Here is a 21173-nt window from a genome sequence, read left to right on the forward strand (position 1 = left end):
GCTTATTTAGGAAACAACGCCGTCTAGAAAACCCGCTATTAGCTTACTATGGAAAATATTTTTAGTCTGTTTTAGTCAGCAATGTCATGAAAGAGAGTTATTTGGACAGGTTACTAGTAATGAGATTTGACAGAACTTCAATGTCAGAACTTTCTTACATTAATAGAGATTTTTCTTAACGATATAATTGAAGCAAGCCTTTATAGTCTGCCTAAACTATCTTTTGGAGGCTGTAAATGGATTTCAGAACTTACCGAGAGTTGGCATTAACGGCTGAACCAGGTTGGGGCATAGCTTTTCTAAAACAGCATAAATATGAAATTTATCATCAGACACTTTATTGGCTGATGGATGCTGGACTTTGCATATCAAAAGATGAGTTACACGTTGAGCAGTTGGCAGGCTGTGACATTATTTTTTGTCGTTTACACCCTTTTCGTTTGGAGCGTTTCTTAAGAAGCCAAGATATTCCGCTTTACAAGAGTGACAGTGAATCTCGCTGGGTCTTGCCACAACCTATTTTGCCATATCATTATCGTCGTTGGCGAGCCTCCTTGATTATGACATTAGGCTGATTTTCAACCTTACTGTTCTTAAGTTTATTTCAGTATTATCCTTGATTAAAAAATTGATAGAAAAGGCAGCCATCTGGCTGCCTTTTTTAAAACTATTCTTTTTATTAATGTTACTTGTATGTCAAGGTAAAAGTAGCCGTGGCATCAGCTCTACCGGGAGTGACTTCTGATTCGGTTTGGATATATCTTGCTCTCAGTGGAATGGTAAAAGTTGTACTATTTTCATTTGATAAAGTATATATCCAAGGAGTTCCAAACTTTATATAATTGTTAAATCTACGATTGGAAAACTCGGCAAGCTGAATGGCAACACCTTGAGCGCTATTGGTTCCGGACTTGATACTCATAATACCTGCACTATTATCTACCGTACTTGTGTTAGGTGATATTGATACTCCCAACGCATTTTGAGTGTAATTTCCGGTGTTCACTACGCCTGTGGTGTAATTGTAGTTGGTATTTTTACCATCTTTTAGGGTGCCGTAAAATCTCGGACAGTTAGTCAGCCTGATGGATGCGTCGACCCATTCAGTGGTTTTCCCTTTTCCTGTTAATTTATCACCTATCTTATGCTGTCCCATAGGGACAGTCACATTCGATACCCTGCACGTTTGCGACACTATATTGATAGAGCCGGTGATTGCTAATCTTGCCAATAAAACATTAGCACCAGGCGCTTTAAACCTTATGTTGCTGGAAGGTAAGTTAAATCCTCTAATAGTTCCCGGTTGTACATTTCCTATTTTAATGAAAAATAAAACCATGCCTAAGTTTAAATTATAATTAGTGAACTGATTCGCTGGTGTGACTTCGTTAGCTTTTATATCTATAGGTAAAGGCCTATTCTCTGCTAATATCATTACGCCAATACCCGGCACTCCGGTTTGATAAATAGTTGCTCTAGGATAAGGTCCGCCATACCATTGCGAACTAGGCAATGGCATGCGTGTATAATTATAACTCCTATAAATTTGATATGGCGAGCTTGAAGGGGTGCAATGTACGGATAGCCTTTGTCCTACGCGAAAATCTTGCCTAAATATAACTGTGCCGTTAGGCGTGTCAGGGCCAACAGTTAAGTTATTTACAGCCAAAGGCATTTGTGCGTTAACTAAAGATGAGGTTCGAGAACATTGGATCGCTTCCGCTACGCTAGAGTATCCTCCTATGACTAACAATAAGAAGATCCAAAAAAATTTTTTTATACACTTCATCTTAATCTACCTGTTACTTTAGGTGAAACTTTTCTAAGCTTGTTAATTCAGTTGGTTAGTGGCAAGCAGCTTTGAATTTATGGATCCCATTTGGTAAATCTTTCTTTATTTCATAATCAATTGAGCAACTTTTTGAATCAGGTTCTGACCATTTTATATTTAATTGTCCACTGTTTTTATCGACTCTGGCATAAAGAACGCCACCTTGGCCTACAGTGCCAACATGATTGTTTTGACCATCTGTAACATAAGCCCCAAATGGTAATGGGTTTCCTTCATAGGTTGCTTTGACCAAAATCAGATTACCCTGCTTGGTTTTATAGCTTAACTTCACCACAGCTCCTGCATGAGGGGCTACTTTCTGAGAAGTAGATTCCAATTCAACCCCGGCAGAGGTTCCTTTTGGATCAATGTTAATCTCGTTTATCTGATAAGGTTTCAAATAAGGTACGGCAGCATAACCATTGCTATCAAGATGAATACCAGGATATGAAGATACACTTGCTCCCTCAGCACCTATAGCTTCAATCAAGGCAAAGGTATTGGCTACATAGGGGGTGAGTGTTATTCCACCTGAATGTGCTATGACAGTGCCATTAATCCCTGCCGCAGCGCTGTTGTAGTTATTTCCATGGCTATAACTACCTGTTAGTGTGGTTGCATGCCCTCGATAATTGGCGTTGAGTGAATGACTGGTTCCGCCGTTATCAGTATTGGTAATAGTTGCACCATAACCTAATTCACTTTCGGCTCCATATACACCAGATACCGCCAACTGCTGGCTATTATTGCCATTGGTGTCATGGGAAAGGTCGACCATCATCTGCGGCGAGAAGTTACTTTTTCCAAGGGGCAGACTAAAGCTCAATAAATAGTTGGTTTCTTCTGTTCCTATACTGGAAAAGCTACGGTTTATACTTAAACCATAAGACAAAATTTTATAACGATTGTTATATCCAAAATGATATTGCTTTTCTGTCCCTTTTTGGTTCCAATAATCTTGTAATGAGCCACTTAAATAAAATTGTCCCCAATTATTAGGTAAACTCTGTGCTGCGGTAACAGTAAAGCGATTTTTAGATCTGAAAATATTCTCTGGTGAATCTCCTAAAGATACAGCATCACGGGTATGCATTGCTGTCATAAAGTCCATATACCCATCGGTTGAGAATCGATATGCAGCCAATGACAAGTTAGTGTTTGTTTCGCTGATAGCCTTACTATAGCTTAGTCGATAACTTTGTCCTGTTATATTTTCTACTCTCTTACTAATATCCATAGGTTCAACTCCGTCTCCCAAGCGGGTTCTTGCGTGGGTAATATCCAGAGCAAATGCACCAATGGAAGAACCGATAGCACCACCAAGTTGCACGGCGTAATAATCATCACTGGCCTGGAGTCCACCATAACTAGTAAAGGTATTATTGACACCATACTGGTAAGTCGCCTGATAGATATCAGGATTACTTAATAAGCTATCACTATGAATTTTACCTGCGGTAAATTCATAGTGTATTGTACCTGGCCTTAACAACTGGGTTACAGAAGCGTAGGGTACTTTAAATGAGTGTTCACTGGCATCAGATTCTCTTACAGTAACAACAAGATCCCCACCAAAACCGGTAGGATAGAGATCGTTAATTAGAAATTCACCGGGAGTTACATTGGTTTCATAAATGATTTGATCATTTTGGCGGATAAAAACTCGCGCATTAGTTTTAGCTACACCTCTTATTTGAGGTGCGTAGCCTTGCTGAGATTCAGGTAACATTCTTCTATCGCTTGCCAAATGAAGTCCAACGAAAGGTAAGGTGTCAAATATTTGTCCAGAAGTATTTGATTGTCCAACTAAAGCACTACTTCTCCATGAAGGGATATCACGTTGTATATATGTATTTATAGCGTTATAGTTCTCTCTTCCTCCTTCAATTGAAGAGTAGTTACCATTATGTCTTAGTTGCCATGCTCCGATATTGATTCCGGTTCTAAAGTTGGCAAATAATGAGTTGTAATTTTCTCCATTGGAACGGCTACTATAACCATTGATATTGTATCCAAAAATACCAGAGTTGATGCCCTCATCCCATAGTTCAGGGTGAACTTCCCCCCTTGCCTTATTGTACAGATAGGCTTGAGGCACAATAATGTCAAGGTGTTGAGTTCCGCTATCATAGTTAACGTATGCCGTAGAGATGTGATTTTTCAAGTCAATGCATGAATCGATATTTTTATCAATGGGTATGGGTAATTCATCTGGATTGAATTGAATGTCTTTTATCAATTTTTGACTCAGGCATGGATATACCTTTTTCTTATTGTCTACCTTGAATTCAACATTGTAATAGCCAAGTAATACCCCATTGATATATACTGCCGACTTATAATTTCCAGGAAGAGCAGATGCGCCATCTTGAAAATAGCTTAAATCGAAGCTATCTGATCCCACCATGTTCAATAGAGATGAATCAAATGTAACGCTAGTAGATGATGCACCAACAGATGGGGAGGTATCAGCAAGAGTTATCCTACAGCCAAATGATAGTGTATAGCCCACTACTAATAATGTAATAAAATTACTGATTGGTAATTTTTTCAATTTGACCTCGATTTAGTTATTTAGCTGATGCCAATATTGTTATCCATATTAGGCTATTAATTATTTAACTAAATATTCCTGAAGTTTCATGGCGCCGTAATCATTGATATAAGTGGCTTCAACTTTACTTCCTATTCGGTTAGGTAGTTGGAACTTCAACGATGAATGTGGCGATACCATCTCTCCTTCTATTTCTTTTTCATTGGATACTATCTTGGCGAAGGAAATGTGGAAAGGAGTTGGGTTATCAACTCTTACAGTGTCATTGTCTAGTCGGTTGAAACTGATCTTTTCTATAGAATCCTTAACGTCAAACGCTAATGAGTTTGGTCGGTAAAATAGCTTTATTCTCGTTCTAAACGCCATTTGCAAATAGTTTTCATTGCTTTCTGAGCTTGGTTTTGCAGGGATTTCAAGTACGTTTAGCCAAAATAAACTCTCCCTATCAGTCGGAAGAGTATCCCCTGTGTAACGTATTCTTAGAGTCTGTCCCTTATCTGGATCAATTCTATTTACAGGAGGAGTAATGATAAATGGAACATCGATGAAGTCAGGTTTTTCATCAATTTCACCATTGTCAATCCAGCTTTGAACCAAAACAGGAGTTTCTCCCCTGTTATCCAGCTTTACACTCACCTCATTCGCATCAGAAGGGTAAATTACACGAGTGCCAGTAATCACCACGCTGGCTAATGCTTGTGGTGTAACTCCTATAGTACATATTAATGTAACCATAATTAGAATAAGGTAAAAGAAGCGAAGCACTGTATTATCCTTTTTGATGATAGGGGGGGAGTTCCCCCCTATATATCTTATTTAATAAAAGGTTTACTTATATTGGATTGAATAAACTACTGATGAATTAACCTTACCCGCAGTCACCGCATTTTCAGCATAATATTCTACAGTGTAAGGAAGTTGAGCCTTACCTCCGGCTGTGGTTGGCAAATTGACATAAGTGTTTGTAGTAGTTTGGCTTGAGTCGCCAACTTTGATTGCTGTATCAGATGAAGCGTCACGTAACTGCAATGTCACGTTACTTGCGGCATTGTTTGGCGCGGTATTTTTAAGACGACCAGTTGCTATATTGACTGCCGAGCCGCTCTCGAAGAAAGCAGAACCCTGAGTCATAGTACCTAGTGCAGTACAATCACTTAACTCAACGGTAAAGCTGGTTTTCCCGGCGGTATTACCAGCCGCTTGAAGTTGACTGTTACTGACAGTTGGCAGTGTTACAGTGGCATTGCCTGTGCCATTAACCGTAGCATTACAAGTGGCTCCAGTGATCTCACCAACGAATTGAATAGTACCTGTTGATGCTGCGTTAGCTGTTCCTAGAGAAGCATAACCAGCTAAAGATACCGCTAATACAATTACTTTCTTCATATGTGTACCTATTAATCCTTAATATTTAAAGAATAGGTGGTATGCGCTTTTATACTTGTATAATTTAGAAGCCTAGGCAAACCTAAGATCTCAAATTAAAATTGAGCTTCATATTTTCAAGCTAAGCTCGAACCACTTCGATGCTGATACTACAATTAGTTTTGACTAGAATGAAAGAGGGGAGGGGTTGGATCGGAAATGACAATCCCCCTATAGGAAAATTCCTACACGGGTGATGCTTTTTATAGTTTTTTAATCTTATGTTTAATATCTAGTTGTTCAATTGTCGCAATCTATTAATCTATTGATGAATATTAATTTTTTATACTAGTCATGCGAGCTATAAATATCAATTGGTAAAATAGGATGATGTCGATAATGTTAAAGTAAAAATGTTTTTAGTTTACTTTTTAGTCAAGTTGGTGTTTGTTGTTGAAATAACTTAGGTGTTTTATTTTATAGAAAATTTAAGCTAAATTTAGATTGTAAAATCTATCGTTTCGTTTTTCTCTGAAATTAGGTATGCTTTTATATCTTCAGCAAGATGCTCCAATGAATTACTGAGTGTAACCAGATACACACTTGCTTCTTCTAGGGTTTCTGCCTGTTCTAACTGCTCGCAATGTTTGACTATGGAAGTAGCTGAAATAATCTTCGCCGCACCTTTAATTTTGTGGGCTATACTCTTGGTCTTATCTTCATCCCCATCTTTCAATGCTGATTTCAAACTTATTAGGTCAGCTTCATTGGCATTCAATAATTCATGTAGTAACTGCTCTGTTAGCATTAAATTGCCACCGGTTAATTTATCCAATGTACTAGGTAGGAAGCTGGGCTTTGGAACATCTTGTTCAAGTACTTGATGGAAGCTATCCAAGGTGCTTTTAAGCTCAGATAAACTGATAGGCTTAAACAGGCAATCATTCATGCCTGCGGCGATGCAGATTTTTTTGACTTCCAGCTGGGCATTGGCTGTGTAACCTAAGATAACAGCTGGCGATAGATTACGGCTTTTCTCAAGTTGTCTCAGCTTGCGGCTAAGCTCATAACCATCCATCTCCGGCATATTACAATCGGTAATGACGATTCGATAAGGGTGTTGGTTGAAGAGTTGGAGCGCTTCCTGACCATCGTTTGCTTCATCAATGCTGTGCCCCATATATTTAAGTTGCTGTGACAACAGCAGTCTGTTGGCTGGATGGTCATCGACTATTAATACATGTTGTGCTTGGGTTGCTGGGAGGGCATCTGGTACAGAAGAGGTTTGATTTTCTTCAGCAGTATCGGTATTGGCGATTTGTAAAGGTATTCGGATATTGATACATGTTCCTTGCCCTGGTTCACTAACCAAAGTAATAGAACCGCCCATCATCTCACACAGGGAACGGCATATAGGTAAACCCAGACCGGTTCCCCCTTTGTTGTGGGCACCATTTTGGGCTTGAACGAAAGGATTAAATAAGTCCTGTTGCTCTTCAATTGGCATGCCTATACCTGTATCGGCCACTTGGAAGACCAGTTCATTCTGACCTGCGGCGTTTTTCGCTTTAAGTGCTGTGAGGACTATATTGCCCTGCTCGGTAAATTTTATGGAATTACCTATTAGATTGGACAGTATCTGTTTGATTCTTAGGGGGTCTAGCAGCGCATACGTTGGTAGTTGAGGGTCAACTTCCAACGATAATTGCAAGCCCTTTTGGGTTGCAATACCTTCGAAGATACGTATTACCGAATCCAGCGTTTGCCTTAGTTCTGTCTGTACAGGGTTTAAGCTTAATTGCCCTGCCTCAATTCTAACAATGTCGAGTATATCGCCAATCAGTTCCAGTAACCCTTTGGCTGAGTCATAAGCAACACGAATAGACTTAAAATCATACAAGTTTTCCTGGGAGCGTTTTATCGATAGCTCCAGCAAGCCTATAATCGCATTCATGGGGGTGCGTATTTCATGGCTCATAGTCGCCAAAAATTGAGTCTTGGCCACGCTGGCCTTTTCGGCCTGTTCCTTGGCTAGGCTCAACTGTTGCATTAATTCAATTCGGTCGCTGACATCTATCCATCCACCGACAATCCCCTGGATCTGATTTTGTTCATTTTTATAAGGGCGGAACCAGTGATACACATCAATAGGTTTTTCATCAATATATATACGCCTATCTTCGTAGCATGCTCTGTTCTCATCTATGGCTTGAATATATTTTTGATCTATGGTGTGAACATCTTTGATTCTGTCACCGTTTTTCAACACTGTTCTGTTTATCAATTCCTGTTCTGATACGTGGAAAAATTGTAAATAACTTTGATTGCAGAGAATTAGCTTACGCTCTGTATTGCGTACATAAATAGGGTGGGGGATGCTGTCAATAACCTCTTGCATAAATATAAGTTGTTTTTGCAGTTCCTTTTTTACCTTTAACCGTTTGAGATAGTGGCTACGAGTGAACCAGGCCCAGATTAAAGATGCAGTAATCAACAATATAGCGGCAATAGTGATGGAATAGATAGTATACTTATAGTCACGCCAGGTCTCTTGTCCGGGGACGGCATTGCCGCGCCATCTATTTCCTATAGATTGCAACTCATCTGCGGGAATAATGGCCAGAACCTTATTGAGAATGCTGATTAATTCAGGGTTACCTTTGCTCGTGGCAAAGGCTGCAGTCGCCGGCGGTAAACTATCAAAAATACCCTGTATTTCAAGTTTGTGGTCATAATAGTGATTGACGTAATAATCTGCGACCCCAAGCGGGGCTATAGTGGCATCTACCTTACCTTTTAGCGTGGCCTCAAGGGCTTCCATATAGTTGCTTACTTCTAGAACTTTAATCTGAGGTAATACTTCAGGTAACATTTCCGTAGAGATATGTGCCGTTGGTAAGGCTATTTTTAAGTTATTTTTTTGCTGATTGATGTGAGAGTTTTTAAGGGAGATCCATACAAATGGAGCATAAGCTAACTCTTTAGTGAAAATCAGTTCCTTTTTACGTTTATCTGAAGGTGATAACAATGCTAGATCAGCACTGTTATCTTGTAGGCTCTTGGCAATTTCATGGAAGTTTTGCGTCTGGATAATGATAGTGTCAATCCCGCTATAAAGCTTTATAATCTCCAAAATATCAGCTGCGAAACCATGTAATCTGCCTTCTTGATCGAAATAGGTCATAGGTGCATTAAACTTATTGGCTGCAATTCTTATAGGCTGATGTCGCTTTAACCAAGCTAATTCTGTATCAGTCAGATCCAGACCGAGTTTTTTTTTAGATAGATTCAGGCCGCCTCCACTCCAACGTTTTTTGATGGCCCAATGCTCACTTTGCGGGATTTGATTTAATGCATCATCTATTATCTCTTTAAGTTGCTGTTTATCATTGCTTAAAGCAAAGCTTATGCCTTGAGTATCAACGGGCAATAATTTCTTAATCCGTAACTTCTTGGCAAAATAGTTGTTAACAATATAGTTGGCTGAAAACAGATCCATGATAACGGCATCAGCTTCACCAAATACAGCTGCGGCTACCGTTTTTATTTTGGAGGGATAGGGGGTGATTTGGATTTTAGGAAGAAGTGTGGTTAAGTCGGCATCTGGCAGGTAATCATAAGCCATGGCAATATGAGTCGGAGCTTGTTCTGAAGGCAGTTTTTCTGAAGTGTATAACGCAGCTTGGTTATCGACATAAGCCCGGCTTAGTAGTAATCCTTGGGATGCTTCGTAATCAGAGGCCCCGGTGAGCAGATCCAATTCGCCGTCCTTGATAGCTAAGATAGCGTCCTCTTTGTTATTAAATAAACGTAGCTCTATTCTGACTTTTAGGAGGTCGGAAAGAAGCTGCAAGTAATCGGCACTCAAGCCCTCGTAATAGTCACTGTTGCCATCCATTGTCATATCGAAAGGTGGATTGTCAGGTGTCGTAACTCCTACCCGGATACTTTGCTGTGTTTGTAACCACTGCCACTGCTCATCGGCTAAATCTATCTCTATTTCACTCATACTGGCATGGCCTGAGAGTGTTGGAGTATGCAATTGAGCCCCTTTTGCTTGCTTTGAAGTAAAAGTGACAAAAAGCAATATTAAGTATAGCGCCAATAGAAGTGGTGCTTTCTTCATATAATATGATTTCTCTTGGATATTTCGATAAGATCGACCAGGGTACGAGCGTTAAGCTTTTCCAGTAAACGAGTCTTATATGTACTTATGGTTTTATTACTGAGTAACATGCGATCGGCAATCTCTTTATTGGAAAGGCCGTGTGACAGTTGTTGAAGTACCATCATTTCTCGGCCTGATAATTGTGCCAACTTATCTGACTCCGGCAGTTGTTTGTTCTGCTTATAATGAATGTAAGCATTGTTGGGAAAGTAGGAATATCCAGATAACACCGCCCTCAAAGCCCCTAAAACCTCAGTTAGATCCTCTTGTTTTGAGACAAAACCAGAGGCGCCTGCTTGTATACAGCGGGTAACAAAGTACTCGGATGGCTGTGCCGTCAACACCAGGATTTTAGGTGGAAAGTCCACATTATTTAACCTGTTAATCACCTCTAGACCATCTAGTTGTGGTATGCCTATATCCAGAATAACGGCATCTGGTTGATGCTCTCGAATGAGCTTCAGCGCGTCAACTCCATTATCTGTTGTGGCTATGACATGAAAGCCATTTTGCTCGAGTATGATTTTTATGGCCATAATCACCACAGGATGGTCATCAACAACAATAATTTTCTTCATATTCTAAACTTCTACCCCCATTATCATTCAAGCCAATTGTGGCAGAATAATATTTACATGTAAGTAGGATATTTCCTACTGAACTTTCAGCCTTTTCTCTTGGGTTTTACAATTACTATAATATGGTTGAATATATATCGCTTCAAAGTAAATTAGGAATAGTGTGATATAGACCATTTTCGGTGTGTTGGCGTAAATATAGCCATATAAGGATTTGGTTAATTTTAATAAAGCAAATGTCGGCTATTTTTGGAGATAAATGATGCTGACCGCCATTTATATCCATATTATTTTTTGGCTTAAACAATGAAGAAATGCAAGGTGTTGGTGCTTGAGGATCATCCTTTTCAACGCACTGTGCTGGAGCACAACCTCAAGTCGCTAACTTGTGTGGAAGTCTTCAGCTTTGGCTGCGCGACAGCCGCTTTTTCCTGGTTACAACAGCATAGGGAGGTCGATATCGTAATTTGCGACTTGATGTTGGCTGGAACCGATGGTTTGTCTTTCTTGCGCCAGGCAAGAGCCAGATTCAAAATCCGTGGGGTAGCGCTTTATAGTGATGTTGACAAAGATCTGCGTCGGGCGGTGTCTCAGATGGTTAAGCTATTGGGATTTCAGTATCTGGGTGATTTGGCTAAGTCGCCCACAATTGAAAACTTGAATGCCATGATCAAGTGTTATCGTGAGCTCAATGAGCCGCCGAAGATACCAACTGAGCCGGAGTTACATCCGGATTGGTTTTCGTTAAACTTCAAGGATTTTAAGGATGCGGTCACGCAACATCAATTTGTTGGTTTCTATCAACCCAAGTTCAGCGTTACTGATTTACAAATAGAAGGAGCGGAAGTGTTGGCGCGATGGCAGCATCCCGTGTTTGGGTTACTGCATCCTAATCTGTTTATTGAACCTCTCATTCGTTATGGCCTGCTGGACGAGATGTTTCTTCAATTATTCCATCAGGGGATCAAATTGCAAAAGCGATTGTTGGAACAGAACTATCGCTTATCGCTTGCCTACAACCTTGACATTTCCCAATTAAACTCCACTGAACTTGTATATCAAATTTCCAAATTGATTCGGGATTATAAGCTTCCGCCTAAGTTGGTTACCATAGAGATAACAGAGTCTGGACTTATATTGGCACCGGCCCTCAACATGGAGAATTTGATCCGTTTACGTATGTTGGGTTGTGAATTGGCGATTGATGATTTCGGTGCCGCACATTCATCTTTAGCTCGCCTGTGTGATCTGCCTTTTTCACAGATGAAACTGGATGCCTGCTTTGTGGAAGGTTTGGATACAGAGCCCAGATGTAAGGCGGCGATATCCAGTGTGATAGCGCTCTCGGATTCATTGGATATGCAGCTAGTTATTGAAGGTATTGAAACGGCTGCCCAGCTTAAGTTATTGCAAAATCTCGGTTGCAATCTGGGACAGGGATTTTACTTTTCGCATCCATTGAGTGAAGCTGACTTTTGTAAACGCTTTTTACAGAATGAACTTTTAAGACTTCATGGCTGAACAGATAGCGGCAATAACCTGTTTGCGCTGTACTTTGAACCCCTCGGCAACCTGTTGCGGCCAGGGATAATAGTGCCTCGGGCGTTTAAAACGGGCCAGCTTGTCTGCCAGGAAGGCAGTCAACTCGGCTTCGCTCGGCGCCTGTGAGCCTCGATAACGCAAAATGGCGGCCGGTAGTAAACCAAACTCAGGGTTATCTTCACCAAAGACAATGGCATCCAGGATGGCCGGGTGCCGTTTCAGCGCCGCTTCCACCTCTTCCGGTTGAATATTCTCGCCGCCGCAGATAAACATATTGTCGACCCGCCCCTGAATATGCAGTAGCCCATCCAGGCTCCAGAAGCCTTTGTCCTTGGTGCAGAACCAACCGTCTTGGGTCTCTTTAACTATGCTGCCATCCGGCTGCAGATAACCCATAAACAGGGTCTCGCCCCTGACCCAGATAACTCCTTGTTCTATTTTGAGTTCGCGCCCGGGTAACAGGCGGCCACTGCTGCCATCACTGCGGGCGAATCCCGTGGTGATCTGCGAGCCCATCTCTGTCATGCCGTAACTGGTAAAGGATTTCACTTTCAAGGGGGATAGCCGGTCCAGCAGGCCTTGGCCTATGGCACCGCCGCCAAGTAGCAGGCACTTTACCCCCATAAGGCTTTCGGGGTTGTCGTCCAATAGGCGTTGCAACTGGGTGGCCACCAATGAGAGATGAGTGATGGCATCGCGCTTTAACTGCGCTGCCATAGTCAGCTCATTATCCGGCAGCACCACGGCCGCGGCGGCCAGGGCGCAGCGATTGAGAATGGCCAGACCTCCAATATGGAACAGCGGTAGCGAGAGTAACCAGGCATCACCATTTGCCAAATGGATCAACTGCCGACTGCCATTGGCGTTGGCGATATGGTTGTTAAGGCAGTGGACTGCGGCCTTGGGGCTGCCACTGGAGCCCGAGGTAAGAATGATATTGAGCGGCGTATCGGCCGAGACCGTGGCTATCTCGGCTGGGATACCATTCGATTCGAGAATAGCAAAATCCGCCAGCACTCGGGTGATATCCCGCGTTTGCCAAAGCTTATTTCTGGTGTTATCCGGACACCAGATAAAGCGAATATGAAAACGCTCAAGCAGCTCCTGGAGCTGACTATCCGGAAACTTGGGTGACAGCGGGCAAAAGAGCAGCCCCAGATCCAGACAAGCCCAATACAGCAATATCAGCTCGCGGCAGTTGGTGGCCACACAGGCCAGTTTATCCCCGCGCTGCAACCCCAAGGCTCGCAGCTCGGTGCCGAGCGCCAACACCTGCCGGCTTACTGCCTGATAGCTATGGCAGATACCGCCCTCTACCAAGGCGATGGCATCCGGCGTTTGTTGGCCACTGAGGTGAAGGGGCGAGTAGGTCATGTGCTCTCCTGTTACTGAAATTGGAGGTTGCAGAGGCTGTCAGAGCTTGGCGGTTACAGACAGGGCCACTGACCCAAGAGTTCCAGCTCGGCAAAGTCCAGACAGGGTTTGTGGCCTTGACCGACAATAATATCGCGTCCGAAAGGCGCCAGAGTATCCAGTCCGGGGGCTTCATTGGGGGTCAAGAGGGCACTGACCGCCTCCAGATCGGCAATTCCCAGAGAAGATTCCAGGCTGGAGCTCAACAGGGCGCGCACACCGGCCGCTTCGGCCTGTTCGATCAGGGTTTGCAGTCTGGTTAAGCTGCCGAGCAACATAGGTTTAAGCACCAGCGCGGTCAGGCCGCTCGCGAAGTCATTGCAGTCAGGTACAAACTCACTTTGCAGCAGACTTTCATCCAGGGCATAGCGGATCCCTGTGGCCTTGAATAGGGCCGGGTTATCGTCGGCGCGGCGGCAGGGTTCCTCAATATATTCAATGCTGGTTTTGGGCAGACAAGCGCAAAAATCCACTGCTTGTTGATACTCAAAGCCCTGATTGGCATCCAGCCTGAGTTTGAGATGAGGTTTGGCGGCCAATACAGCATGGATCAGTCTGAGCTCTTGCTCCATGCTGGTCTGGGCGACTTTTATCTTGGCTCTGAGAACCGTATCGGGAAGCGCCGCCAGCCTTTGTTGCAGTAGCGCCAGTGGCTCTTCTTCTCTGTGGTAGATGAGCGGGATGGTTTCAACGGCAGGCCAGCGCTGTGGCAGTTGTCCCTTGAGTTTGGCATCGAGCAGACTTAGCCCCCAGGCGAGTGAGGGATACTGACAGGCATCGGCCGCCTGACTCAACTTAAGCTCTTTGGCGGCCAGTGCTTGCATCAGTGCCAAGGCTGCTTCTGTCACCTCCGCCAGCGATTCACGGCTAAAACCCAGCAGTGGCTCGCCGTTGGCATCCAGGCCGCTCAAGGGGGCGACTTCTACAAAATGTTCTTCGTTGCCGCAACTGGCCTTGATAACCAGCCCGGATCTCTGCTCGATTCTTTGCTTACCCACAGGTAGTGAGGTTTCCAGCGGCAGCCTATAGCGGGCCAGTGACAGTGAGTCTGGATGCATCATTCACCCCTTGAAATCGCGTTCAGGGCGCCTTTGAGCGCCGTGGCAAAAGCGCCGGGTTGGGCCTGATGGCTATTATGGCCCGCATCGGCAATGGTATGCAGCTTGAATCCGGCTTGTGGCTGCCAGGCCTTGGCGAGAGCGCCAAACTTGCCATCCTGCTCCCCGAGGTAGTAGTGGCTTGGGCAAGCAAGCTTGGCCGGCACCTGGCGCAGATCCTGTTGCAGTGCCAGTGAAGTGGCCTGGTAACAGCTGATTAGGCCAAGCGGCTGCTGATGGCGGCGTTTCTCAATTAAACCTTCTCGCTCGGCGCTTGATAGGTCGGCAAATACCGCTTGCTGATACCAGAGGGCCAGCACTTGTTCAATTGGCATAGTGTTAAAACGTTCGGCCCACAGCTTATCGGCCATCGCCCTCTGCTGACGTTCATCATGGGATAACAGGCCCGGGTGACAGGACTCAAGATGCAGGCTCAGCAACGCCTCGGGCCAGGTTTGAGCCAGATGCAGTGCGATACGGCCACCAAGCGAGTATCCCAACAAGTGAAAGCGCGCGATGCCGGCCTTGAGCAGTGTATGACGCAGCAAGGCAACACAGTCACTGAAGCCTGGGCTGTCGATTTGGATATCACCGCTGCGGCCATGTCCCGGGAGATCGACCGCAATACAGTAGTAGTCCTGACTCAGGAGCGGCAGCAACTCGCGCCAATCATAGCTGCTGCCGAGAAAACCGTGCAGCAGCACCAAAGGCGGCTGGGTTGCTGAACCCTGAGTCGTTGTGGCTAACATCAGCTTTGTTTTACCCATTGGCCTATGCTGGCTATCTGGTCGCTGGCCTGGGTTTGGCTGACGCAAACCTCGATGACCGAGGCGCCGTTATAGTTGAGTGCTTCACTGTAGGCATCCATAAAGCCTTGGAAGTCTTCCACCCTATTGTAGGGCAGGCCAAACATGGCCGCACCATAACCAAACTCCAGTCCGTGGCTTAATCGGTAATAGTGAGCCCTTACTTGCTCGTCCGGCACCGGCAGGATATTGAAGATATTGCCGCCATCATTGTTGAGTATCACTATCACCAACGGCCCCTGAGCCTGGCGTGCCAGCGCCAGAGAGTTGAGGTCGTGCAGCGCCGATAGATCGCCGAGCACCAAGGTGGTGGCCTGACCCTTGTGGTTGGCGACGCCGCAGGCACTTGCCAGCAGGCCATCTATCCCCGAAGCACCGCGGTTGGTGTAGGTGATGGCGGCGCAGCAACTGATGGGCGCGAACATATCATAAAGCCGCACCGGCAAGCTATTACCGATAAACAGCTGTTGTTCGCCGGTGCGGGTTGCCGCTATGGCCCTGATCACCTGGGCCTCACCGAACTCGCCGTTATCTATTTGGCGTACAAAGAGCTCATTGAGCGCCTCATTCTGGGCGGTGAGCTCCAGCGCCCAATTGGCGGAGGACGAGCGTGGCCACTCAAGCGCGGCTATCTGCTGCAGCTCTGCCAGCCAGAGCTGCTTGGGTTTATGGCTGGGATCCAGGCGCATCTGCTGCGGCAATACTTGCCAATATTGGTGCCAGTTCTGCTGTTCAAGATAACTTATTAAGCGTTTCGACAGCAGGCGTCCACCAAACACCAGTGCCCGGTCGGCTTGTTGCAGCAGGGCTCGGCCCTTGGGGTTGAGCAGCAGTTGGTCGACATTGCCTATCGCGGCAGGATGTTGGCGCAGCTGAGACTGGGCATCTGTCAGCAGCGGCCAACCGAGTTTGCTGGCCAGTTCGACCAACTTTTGTGGATTATCGGCACTATCCAGGGTGCCGGCGATGATAACACCCTTGCCGTGAACAAAACGCGCCATGGTATCCCAACTGGGGACTTGTCCCATGCCTACAGCTGCATATTGGTTATAGGGTGTGCTTGCCTGTTGCCAGTTCGTCAGAGGTTGCAGGTAATGCTCTATGGCTTGACTTCTGGGGGCATCCAGGCTGCTTGGGTACAGTGGCTCACGATACATGCAATTGATGTGGACCGGCATGCTTTGGTTGGCCACGGCTTCATCAATCTGAGTCAGCAGCGCTTGGGGAGCTATGGCCAGATCCGGTGTCGGCAGGTTTAACTGCTTGGCATATTGGCCGAAAATCGCCGGTTGGAGTATGGCTTGGTTGGCGCCGCAAGCTATCAGCTCCGGCGGTCTGTCGCCGGAAAGCACGACCAAGGGGACTTGAGTTAACCAGGCCTCGACTATGGCCGGATACAAATTGGCCACGGCTGTTCCCGAGGTGGTGATAATGGCCACCGGAGCTCGACTGGCTTTGGCGAGTCCGAGTGCCATAAAACCCAGTCCTCGCTCATCAAAGTGCAGATGTTGTTTCAGTTTGTCCTGGCGGGCGGCTGCCAGTGTCAGAGGCGTTGAGCGCGAGCCCGGTGCCATGCACACATGCTGAGCCCCAAGGCGTGCCAGTTCTTCAAGTATGAGGGAACCCCAAAGGAGATTGAGTTCGGCGTGAGAATTGATTTGCATAGACGGCTTACCCAGTATCGAATGCGCATTAGTGTACCGCTTTTGGCAGCGCTATTGTATGAACTCTTGGGCAAATCTGTCTGTATACTTCAAGTCGTAAAGAGCGGGCTGAGATCCTATTTAGATTGTTATCACAAGCCTACAGTAAGGTCCCGCTCACCAAACGCAACTGTGAACGTATCCATTCCAGATCCGGGTCTTGTTGGCCGCTGGGACTAAGCAGTGTCAGTGTCAGCGGCTCAGTGACATTGAACAGGCGAGTGGTTTCCATTTCCGACAGCTTGCAAAGGTGTAGCAGAGGTTCTTCGCCCAACAGATCGAATACCGCCTTGTAGGGCACCAAAGCCACCGCCTGTGAGGCTTCCAGATAGGCACTCAGGGAGGAGATGCCGGTGATAGTCATTTCGACATTCAAATCCAGATTGTTGATCCGGCAGTAATCTTCAAATGGGCTTAGAGTGTTGGGGCCTATGCTCAAATCTGTGTTGATGTAAGGATACTCGGCGATGGTTTCCAACGTTAGCTCGCGGGAGAGCAGCGGATGATTCTTGTTGCAGATAAGGTAGAGGCTATCTAGTTTTCTCAGGGCTTCAATCTGTAATTTGCTGCCTATAGATTGCAGTTCTTGTGGGTAGTGACAACTGCAAAGTCCTGCACTGATGTTGCCATCTATGAGCCCTTGCAATGAGTTACAGCTCCAGGAATTCAAATTGATATGCAGCTGTTTGTTCTGTTGTTTAATGGCCTGCATCAAGGCCTTGGGATAGGCGTAAGAGATAAGACCCGGCGTGACAAGTTCAAAGTTTTTATTGCCCGCCATAGCTGGATTGCCAAGCTGATTGAAGCCCTTGGCACTGTTCACTATTTCTTTGGCAATAGGGTAAACCTTAGCCGCAAATTCATTGGGAATAAGGCCATACTTTTTTCTTAGAAATAGTTCGTTACCAAAAATAGATCTGGCAGTTTTTAAACAACGGCTTATTTTTGGGGCTGGTACATTTAAAAGCTTTGAAACGTGTGTTGCAGATTTGTTTTCATATAAGCTAACAAGGATGGAAAGGCTCAAAATATCCAGCTTTTCAAAGTCAATATGGTTCATCTGCAATACTCCTTTAGTGGTACCTTCAGCATCTATATTAACCTGTTTTTTCAGAAAGAATAATTTTATTCGAAGCTATTTTCGATTCTGTATTCTAGATCACTAAATGCTGTTTTTTTGACTAATTTAAAGAGGTTTGTGAGAGAGATTCTCATTAACTGTGTGTATTTCACATAGTGAAATAATACATTTCCAAATATCGCTTTATCTAAATGCTATTTCTTATTTTTAGCAGAACGTTTTCTAGAAAATAGCAATGTAGTCAGTGTCTTATGTTTCGATCTTTCAATCTTTTCCTCAACGGTTATTTGATGGCGATCAAAATTAATATTGCTGTAGATAGTAATAATTCAACTGCGCAATAAGCGTATTAAAACTAAAAATGATGTTTGGAGGGTTATATGGATACTTCAGTTATTCTAAGTTATGCCTTTATCTACTTCGTGCTTTTTATTGCAGTGCCATTCGTGCTGGTGGTGTTTGTGATGACATGTATCAAGTTCTTTAAGTCAGATGAAAAGAATGCCGAAGAGATAAAGCTCAAAAATAGGTTCTTTGACAAGCAGAGTTTAGATTTTTTTAAATCTCTGAAGTCTTTAACCAATGGTCGATACGAAGTTTGTAGCAATGTGGCGTTGGAGTCAGTGGTTGATATTGACCCACATGCGACCGCGAGTCACTCGCGCCTGGACTATGTATTGATAGATCAGAATTCTTCAGAAATAAAAATGGTAATTTCAGATTTCAGTGATGCTGAAAGCGCCAACTCAAAGAGCCTACTCGAAAAGCTCAACGTTCGCCTCATCGATATGAAACGCTCCAATCCCCTGGATGCACAGCACCTTGAGCAGATGTTGACAGCTTAGGCTGCAATAACGGGTGGCGGTTTAGGCCGCTACCTTTGAGTCCCTGTATATCCAATTGAAAGTGAGGACCCGAGATGTCCAGTATTCGATGGCGTGCAATATTAGGCGCGGCCTCTATGACCTGTTTGTTGGGGGTAAGCGGCATTGCCTATGCCGAGACCGCGTTGAAAATCAACAGTGATCCCTGTGTGAAGTGTCACAAACGCAATGGCTTAATGCAGGGGCACCATGGTCAGGATCAGCTCAATATGAGTTGTAGTACCTGTCATGGGGAAAAAGGAAAACATCCAAGAAAGCCCAATGATTTAAGAGTTTTTACTCCTCAGGAAGGGATTGCCCCAGCAACCCAGAATGCCACTTGTCTCAAGTGTCACCAGCCACAGAAATTGGCTGAGAAAGAGTGGACCCACAATGTTCACGCCGACAAGTTGAGCTGCGCCGCCTGCCACAAGCTGCACCCGTTGGACGATCCAATGAAGCAAGCAACTGGCACACAGCACAGCAAGCTGTGCCGTGACTGTCATACGGTCAACTAAGGGGTAAGAGTAATGGAAAATTCCAGAAGACGTTTTTTAAAAGGGGGCTGTGCCCTGATGGCCGGTGCCTCTCTCTATCCATTGAGTGGCAATGAGGCGGTTGCCAGCGCCGATCATGACTCTGGCATCAACTATGCCCTGCTCCATGATGAAACCAAGTGTATTGGCTGTAACGCCTGTAGTGATGCCTGCCGGGAAGTGAACCAGGTACCTGAAGGGGTCTCGCGGTTGGAGATTATTCGCACTGGCCCATATGGTGAATACCCGAACCAGTTTTACCACTTTAGCCGTAAGTCTTGTCAGCACTGTGAAGACGCGCCTTGTGTCAACGTTTGTCCAACTGGTGCGGCGTTCAAGGACAAGAAAACCGGCATTGTGACTGTGGATGCCTGGAAGTGTGTTGGTTGCCAATACTGTATTGCGGCTTGCCCCTATCAGGTGCGCTTTATTAACCCAGTTACCAAAGCGGCCGACAAATGTGATTTCTGCCGTGAGACTCAACTCAAGCAGGGCAAACAGCCGGCCTGTGTAGAAGCCTGCCCAACCAAGGCTTTGGTATTCGGTAACCTGAAAGATCCGAGTTCAGAAGTGGTGCAGATGATTCGGGCCAACCCAACCCAGAGATCCAAGGTTGATCTCGGCACCCGGCCAAAGCTGTTCAAGATAGTGGCCAAACAGGGGGAGATTAAGCTATGAGTCCTTTTCATTTTGATACTTTGGTTTGGCACTGGCCCATTGCGTTTTATCTGTTCTTCGCCGGGGTTTCGGCGGGCGCCATGTTCTTTGCCGTATTGTTGAAACACCGTTGCCTGCAACAGGATGCCTGGCGCTCCGGCTTTGTCCAGGCTGCTTGTTTGGTCGCCCCACTCACTGTGATGGCAGGTTTGGGGATCTTGGTCATCGACCTGACCAAGCCGTTCCATTTCTGGAAGATTTTGGTGTTCTATAACCCCACTTCGGTGATGTCCATCGGGGTGATGATCCTCATGGTCTATATGGTGTTTATGTTCGCCTGGATTGCCATGGTGTTCCGTCAACCGATAGATGACTGGTGTGAGCAACGCTTCCCCGTGGTGCTCAAAGTGACCGGATTTTTGGCCAAACATGAACCCAGCTTAACAGGTTTATTGGTGATCTTGTCTCTGGCGTTGGGGGCTTATACCGGCTTCCTGCTGTCGGCTCTGCCCGGTTACCCCATGCTGAAGAATCCGGTACTGCCGTTGCTGTTCCTGATCTCCGGTCTCTCTTCCGGTGCGGCGGCATCCCTACTTGGTGGTGTGCTGCTCAAGGGCAACCCCGACGGCAAAGAAGTGCACTTTATTCACAGGATAGAGATCCCTCTTATCCTGGTGGAAATTGCGGTTATCTTCACTTTCTTTGTCGGGCTGGTGCTCACCGGTGGCCAAAGCAAAGTTGCGGCCTTCAATGCCATCGGGGAAGGTTTCTGGGGTTGGGTGTTCTGGCTCGGTATCCTGGGTTGTGGTCTCTCTATCCCACTGGCAATGAATCTGTTTATGACCGCCACGGCCAAGCGTAAATGGTCTTATGTGGCAGCGACAGCAACCCTGAGTCTGTTGGGGGTCATTTTGCTGCGCCACTTCATCCTGTACACAGGACAAATGACGATTGCTTAACCCCCATAAAAAGGAAAATG

Annotated in this window: 17 protein-coding genes; 6 read left to right on the plus strand and 11 right to left on the minus strand. The window is 45.3% G+C overall.

Features of this window, described 5'->3' with window-relative positions; all coding sequences use genetic code 11:
* Nucleotides 1–236 precede the first annotated feature (236 nt).
* Entirely contained in the window at nucleotides 237–575 is a 339-nt protein-coding gene (locus RC73_RS20590) for a hypothetical protein (RefSeq protein WP_143078329.1), read from the plus strand.
* 110 nt (nucleotides 576–685) lie between these two features.
* Here RC73_RS20590 and RC73_RS16655 read toward each other — a convergent pair whose 3' ends face one another.
* The 6 genes from RC73_RS16655 to RC73_RS16680 all read right to left on the minus strand — a co-directional run bounded on the left by RC73_RS16655 (nucleotide 686) and on the right by RC73_RS16680 (nucleotide 10496).
* The gene (locus tag RC73_RS16655; protein ID WP_082014359.1) at nucleotides 686–1789 is read right to left on the minus strand and encodes a fimbrial protein; all 1104 of its coding nucleotides are present in this window, start codon (nucleotides 1787–1789) and stop codon (nucleotides 686–688) included.
* A 55-nt stretch (nucleotides 1790–1844) separates the two neighbouring features.
* On the minus strand, nucleotides 1845–4385 hold the full coding sequence (locus tag RC73_RS16660) for a fimbria/pilus outer membrane usher protein (protein ID WP_143078330.1): 2541 nt from the start codon (nucleotides 4383–4385) through the stop codon (nucleotides 1845–1847).
* A gap of 60 nt (nucleotides 4386–4445) precedes the next feature.
* Nucleotides 4446–5150, minus strand: a complete 705-nt coding sequence (locus tag RC73_RS16665) for a fimbrial biogenesis chaperone (RefSeq protein WP_200888003.1) — start codon at nucleotides 5148–5150, stop codon at nucleotides 4446–4448.
* A 63-nt stretch (nucleotides 5151–5213) separates the two neighbouring features.
* Entirely contained in the window at nucleotides 5214–5771 is a 558-nt protein-coding gene (locus RC73_RS16670; RefSeq protein WP_039035715.1) for a fimbrial protein, read from the minus strand.
* Between the two features lie 478 nt (nucleotides 5772–6249).
* A complete protein-coding gene (locus RC73_RS16675; RefSeq protein WP_039035716.1) occupies nucleotides 6250–9876 on the minus strand; it encodes an ATP-binding protein in 3627 nt (1208 codons plus the stop codon).
* Nucleotides 9873–10496, minus strand: a complete 624-nt coding sequence (locus RC73_RS16680) for a response regulator transcription factor (protein WP_039035717.1) — start codon at nucleotides 10494–10496, stop codon at nucleotides 9873–9875. The genes RC73_RS16675 and RC73_RS16680 overlap by 4 nt, the downstream gene beginning before the upstream one ends.
* A 306-nt stretch (nucleotides 10497–10802) precedes the next feature.
* On the opposite strand from RC73_RS16680, the gene RC73_RS16685 reads away from it, so the two are divergent.
* A complete protein-coding gene (locus RC73_RS16685; protein ID WP_039035718.1) occupies nucleotides 10803–12017 on the plus strand; it encodes an EAL domain-containing response regulator in 1215 nt (404 codons plus the stop codon).
* Here the strand turns inward: RC73_RS16685 and menE are convergent.
* The 5 genes from menE to RC73_RS16710 form a co-directional block, all read right to left on the minus strand.
* The gene (menE, locus tag RC73_RS16690) at nucleotides 12000–13412 is read right to left on the minus strand and encodes an o-succinylbenzoate--CoA ligase (RefSeq protein WP_039035719.1); all 1413 of its coding nucleotides are present in this window, start codon (nucleotides 13410–13412) and stop codon (nucleotides 12000–12002) included. The two genes, RC73_RS16685 and menE, sit on opposite strands and share 18 nt — an antisense overlap.
* A gap of 53 nt (nucleotides 13413–13465) precedes the next feature.
* Nucleotides 13466–14509, minus strand: coding sequence for an o-succinylbenzoate synthase (menC, locus tag RC73_RS16695; protein WP_039035720.1), 1044 nt, complete (start codon nucleotides 14507–14509; stop codon nucleotides 13466–13468).
* Nucleotides 14509–15315 (minus strand): 2-succinyl-6-hydroxy-2,4-cyclohexadiene-1-carboxylate synthase, encoded by an 807-nt coding sequence (gene menH / locus RC73_RS16700; RefSeq protein WP_233962987.1) that lies wholly within the window; start codon nucleotides 15313–15315, stop codon nucleotides 14509–14511. The genes menC and menH overlap by 1 nt, the downstream gene beginning before the upstream one ends.
* Nucleotides 15297–17018, minus strand: a complete 1722-nt coding sequence (gene menD, locus RC73_RS16705; RefSeq protein ID WP_039035721.1) for a 2-succinyl-5-enolpyruvyl-6-hydroxy-3-cyclohexene-1-carboxylic-acid synthase — start codon at nucleotides 17016–17018, stop codon at nucleotides 15297–15299. Before menD ends, menH begins: the two co-directional genes overlap by 19 nt.
* Nucleotides 17019–17157: 139 nt before the next feature.
* Entirely contained in the window at nucleotides 17158–17880 is a 723-nt protein-coding gene (locus RC73_RS16710) for a LysR family transcriptional regulator substrate-binding protein (protein WP_160289587.1), read from the minus strand.
* 638 nt (nucleotides 17881–18518) lie between these two features.
* On the opposite strand from RC73_RS16710, the gene RC73_RS16715 reads away from it, so the two are divergent.
* The 4 genes from RC73_RS16715 to nrfD all read left to right on the plus strand — a co-directional run bounded on the left by RC73_RS16715 (nucleotide 18519) and on the right by nrfD (nucleotide 21153).
* Complete coding sequence (locus RC73_RS16715; protein ID WP_039035723.1) at nucleotides 18519–18983, plus strand: hypothetical protein; 465 nt, start codon at nucleotides 18519–18521, stop codon at nucleotides 18981–18983.
* Between the two features lie 74 nt (nucleotides 18984–19057).
* Nucleotides 19058–19519, plus strand: coding sequence for a cytochrome c3 family protein (locus RC73_RS16720; protein WP_039035724.1), 462 nt, complete (start codon nucleotides 19058–19060; stop codon nucleotides 19517–19519).
* Between the two features lie 12 nt (nucleotides 19520–19531).
* On the plus strand, nucleotides 19532–20215 hold the full coding sequence (locus tag RC73_RS16725) for a 4Fe-4S dicluster domain-containing protein (protein ID WP_025010745.1): 684 nt from the start codon (nucleotides 19532–19534) through the stop codon (nucleotides 20213–20215).
* Entirely contained in the window at nucleotides 20212–21153 is a 942-nt protein-coding gene (gene nrfD / locus RC73_RS16730; protein WP_039035725.1) for a cytochrome c nitrite reductase subunit NrfD, read from the plus strand. Before RC73_RS16725 ends, nrfD begins: the two co-directional genes overlap by 4 nt.
* Nucleotides 21154–21173 lie beyond the last annotated feature (20 nt).

The sequence above is a fragment of the Shewanella sp. ECSMB14102 genome, from assembly GCF_000813075.1.
GTDB lineage: Bacteria > Pseudomonadota > Gammaproteobacteria > Enterobacterales > Shewanellaceae > Shewanella > Shewanella indica.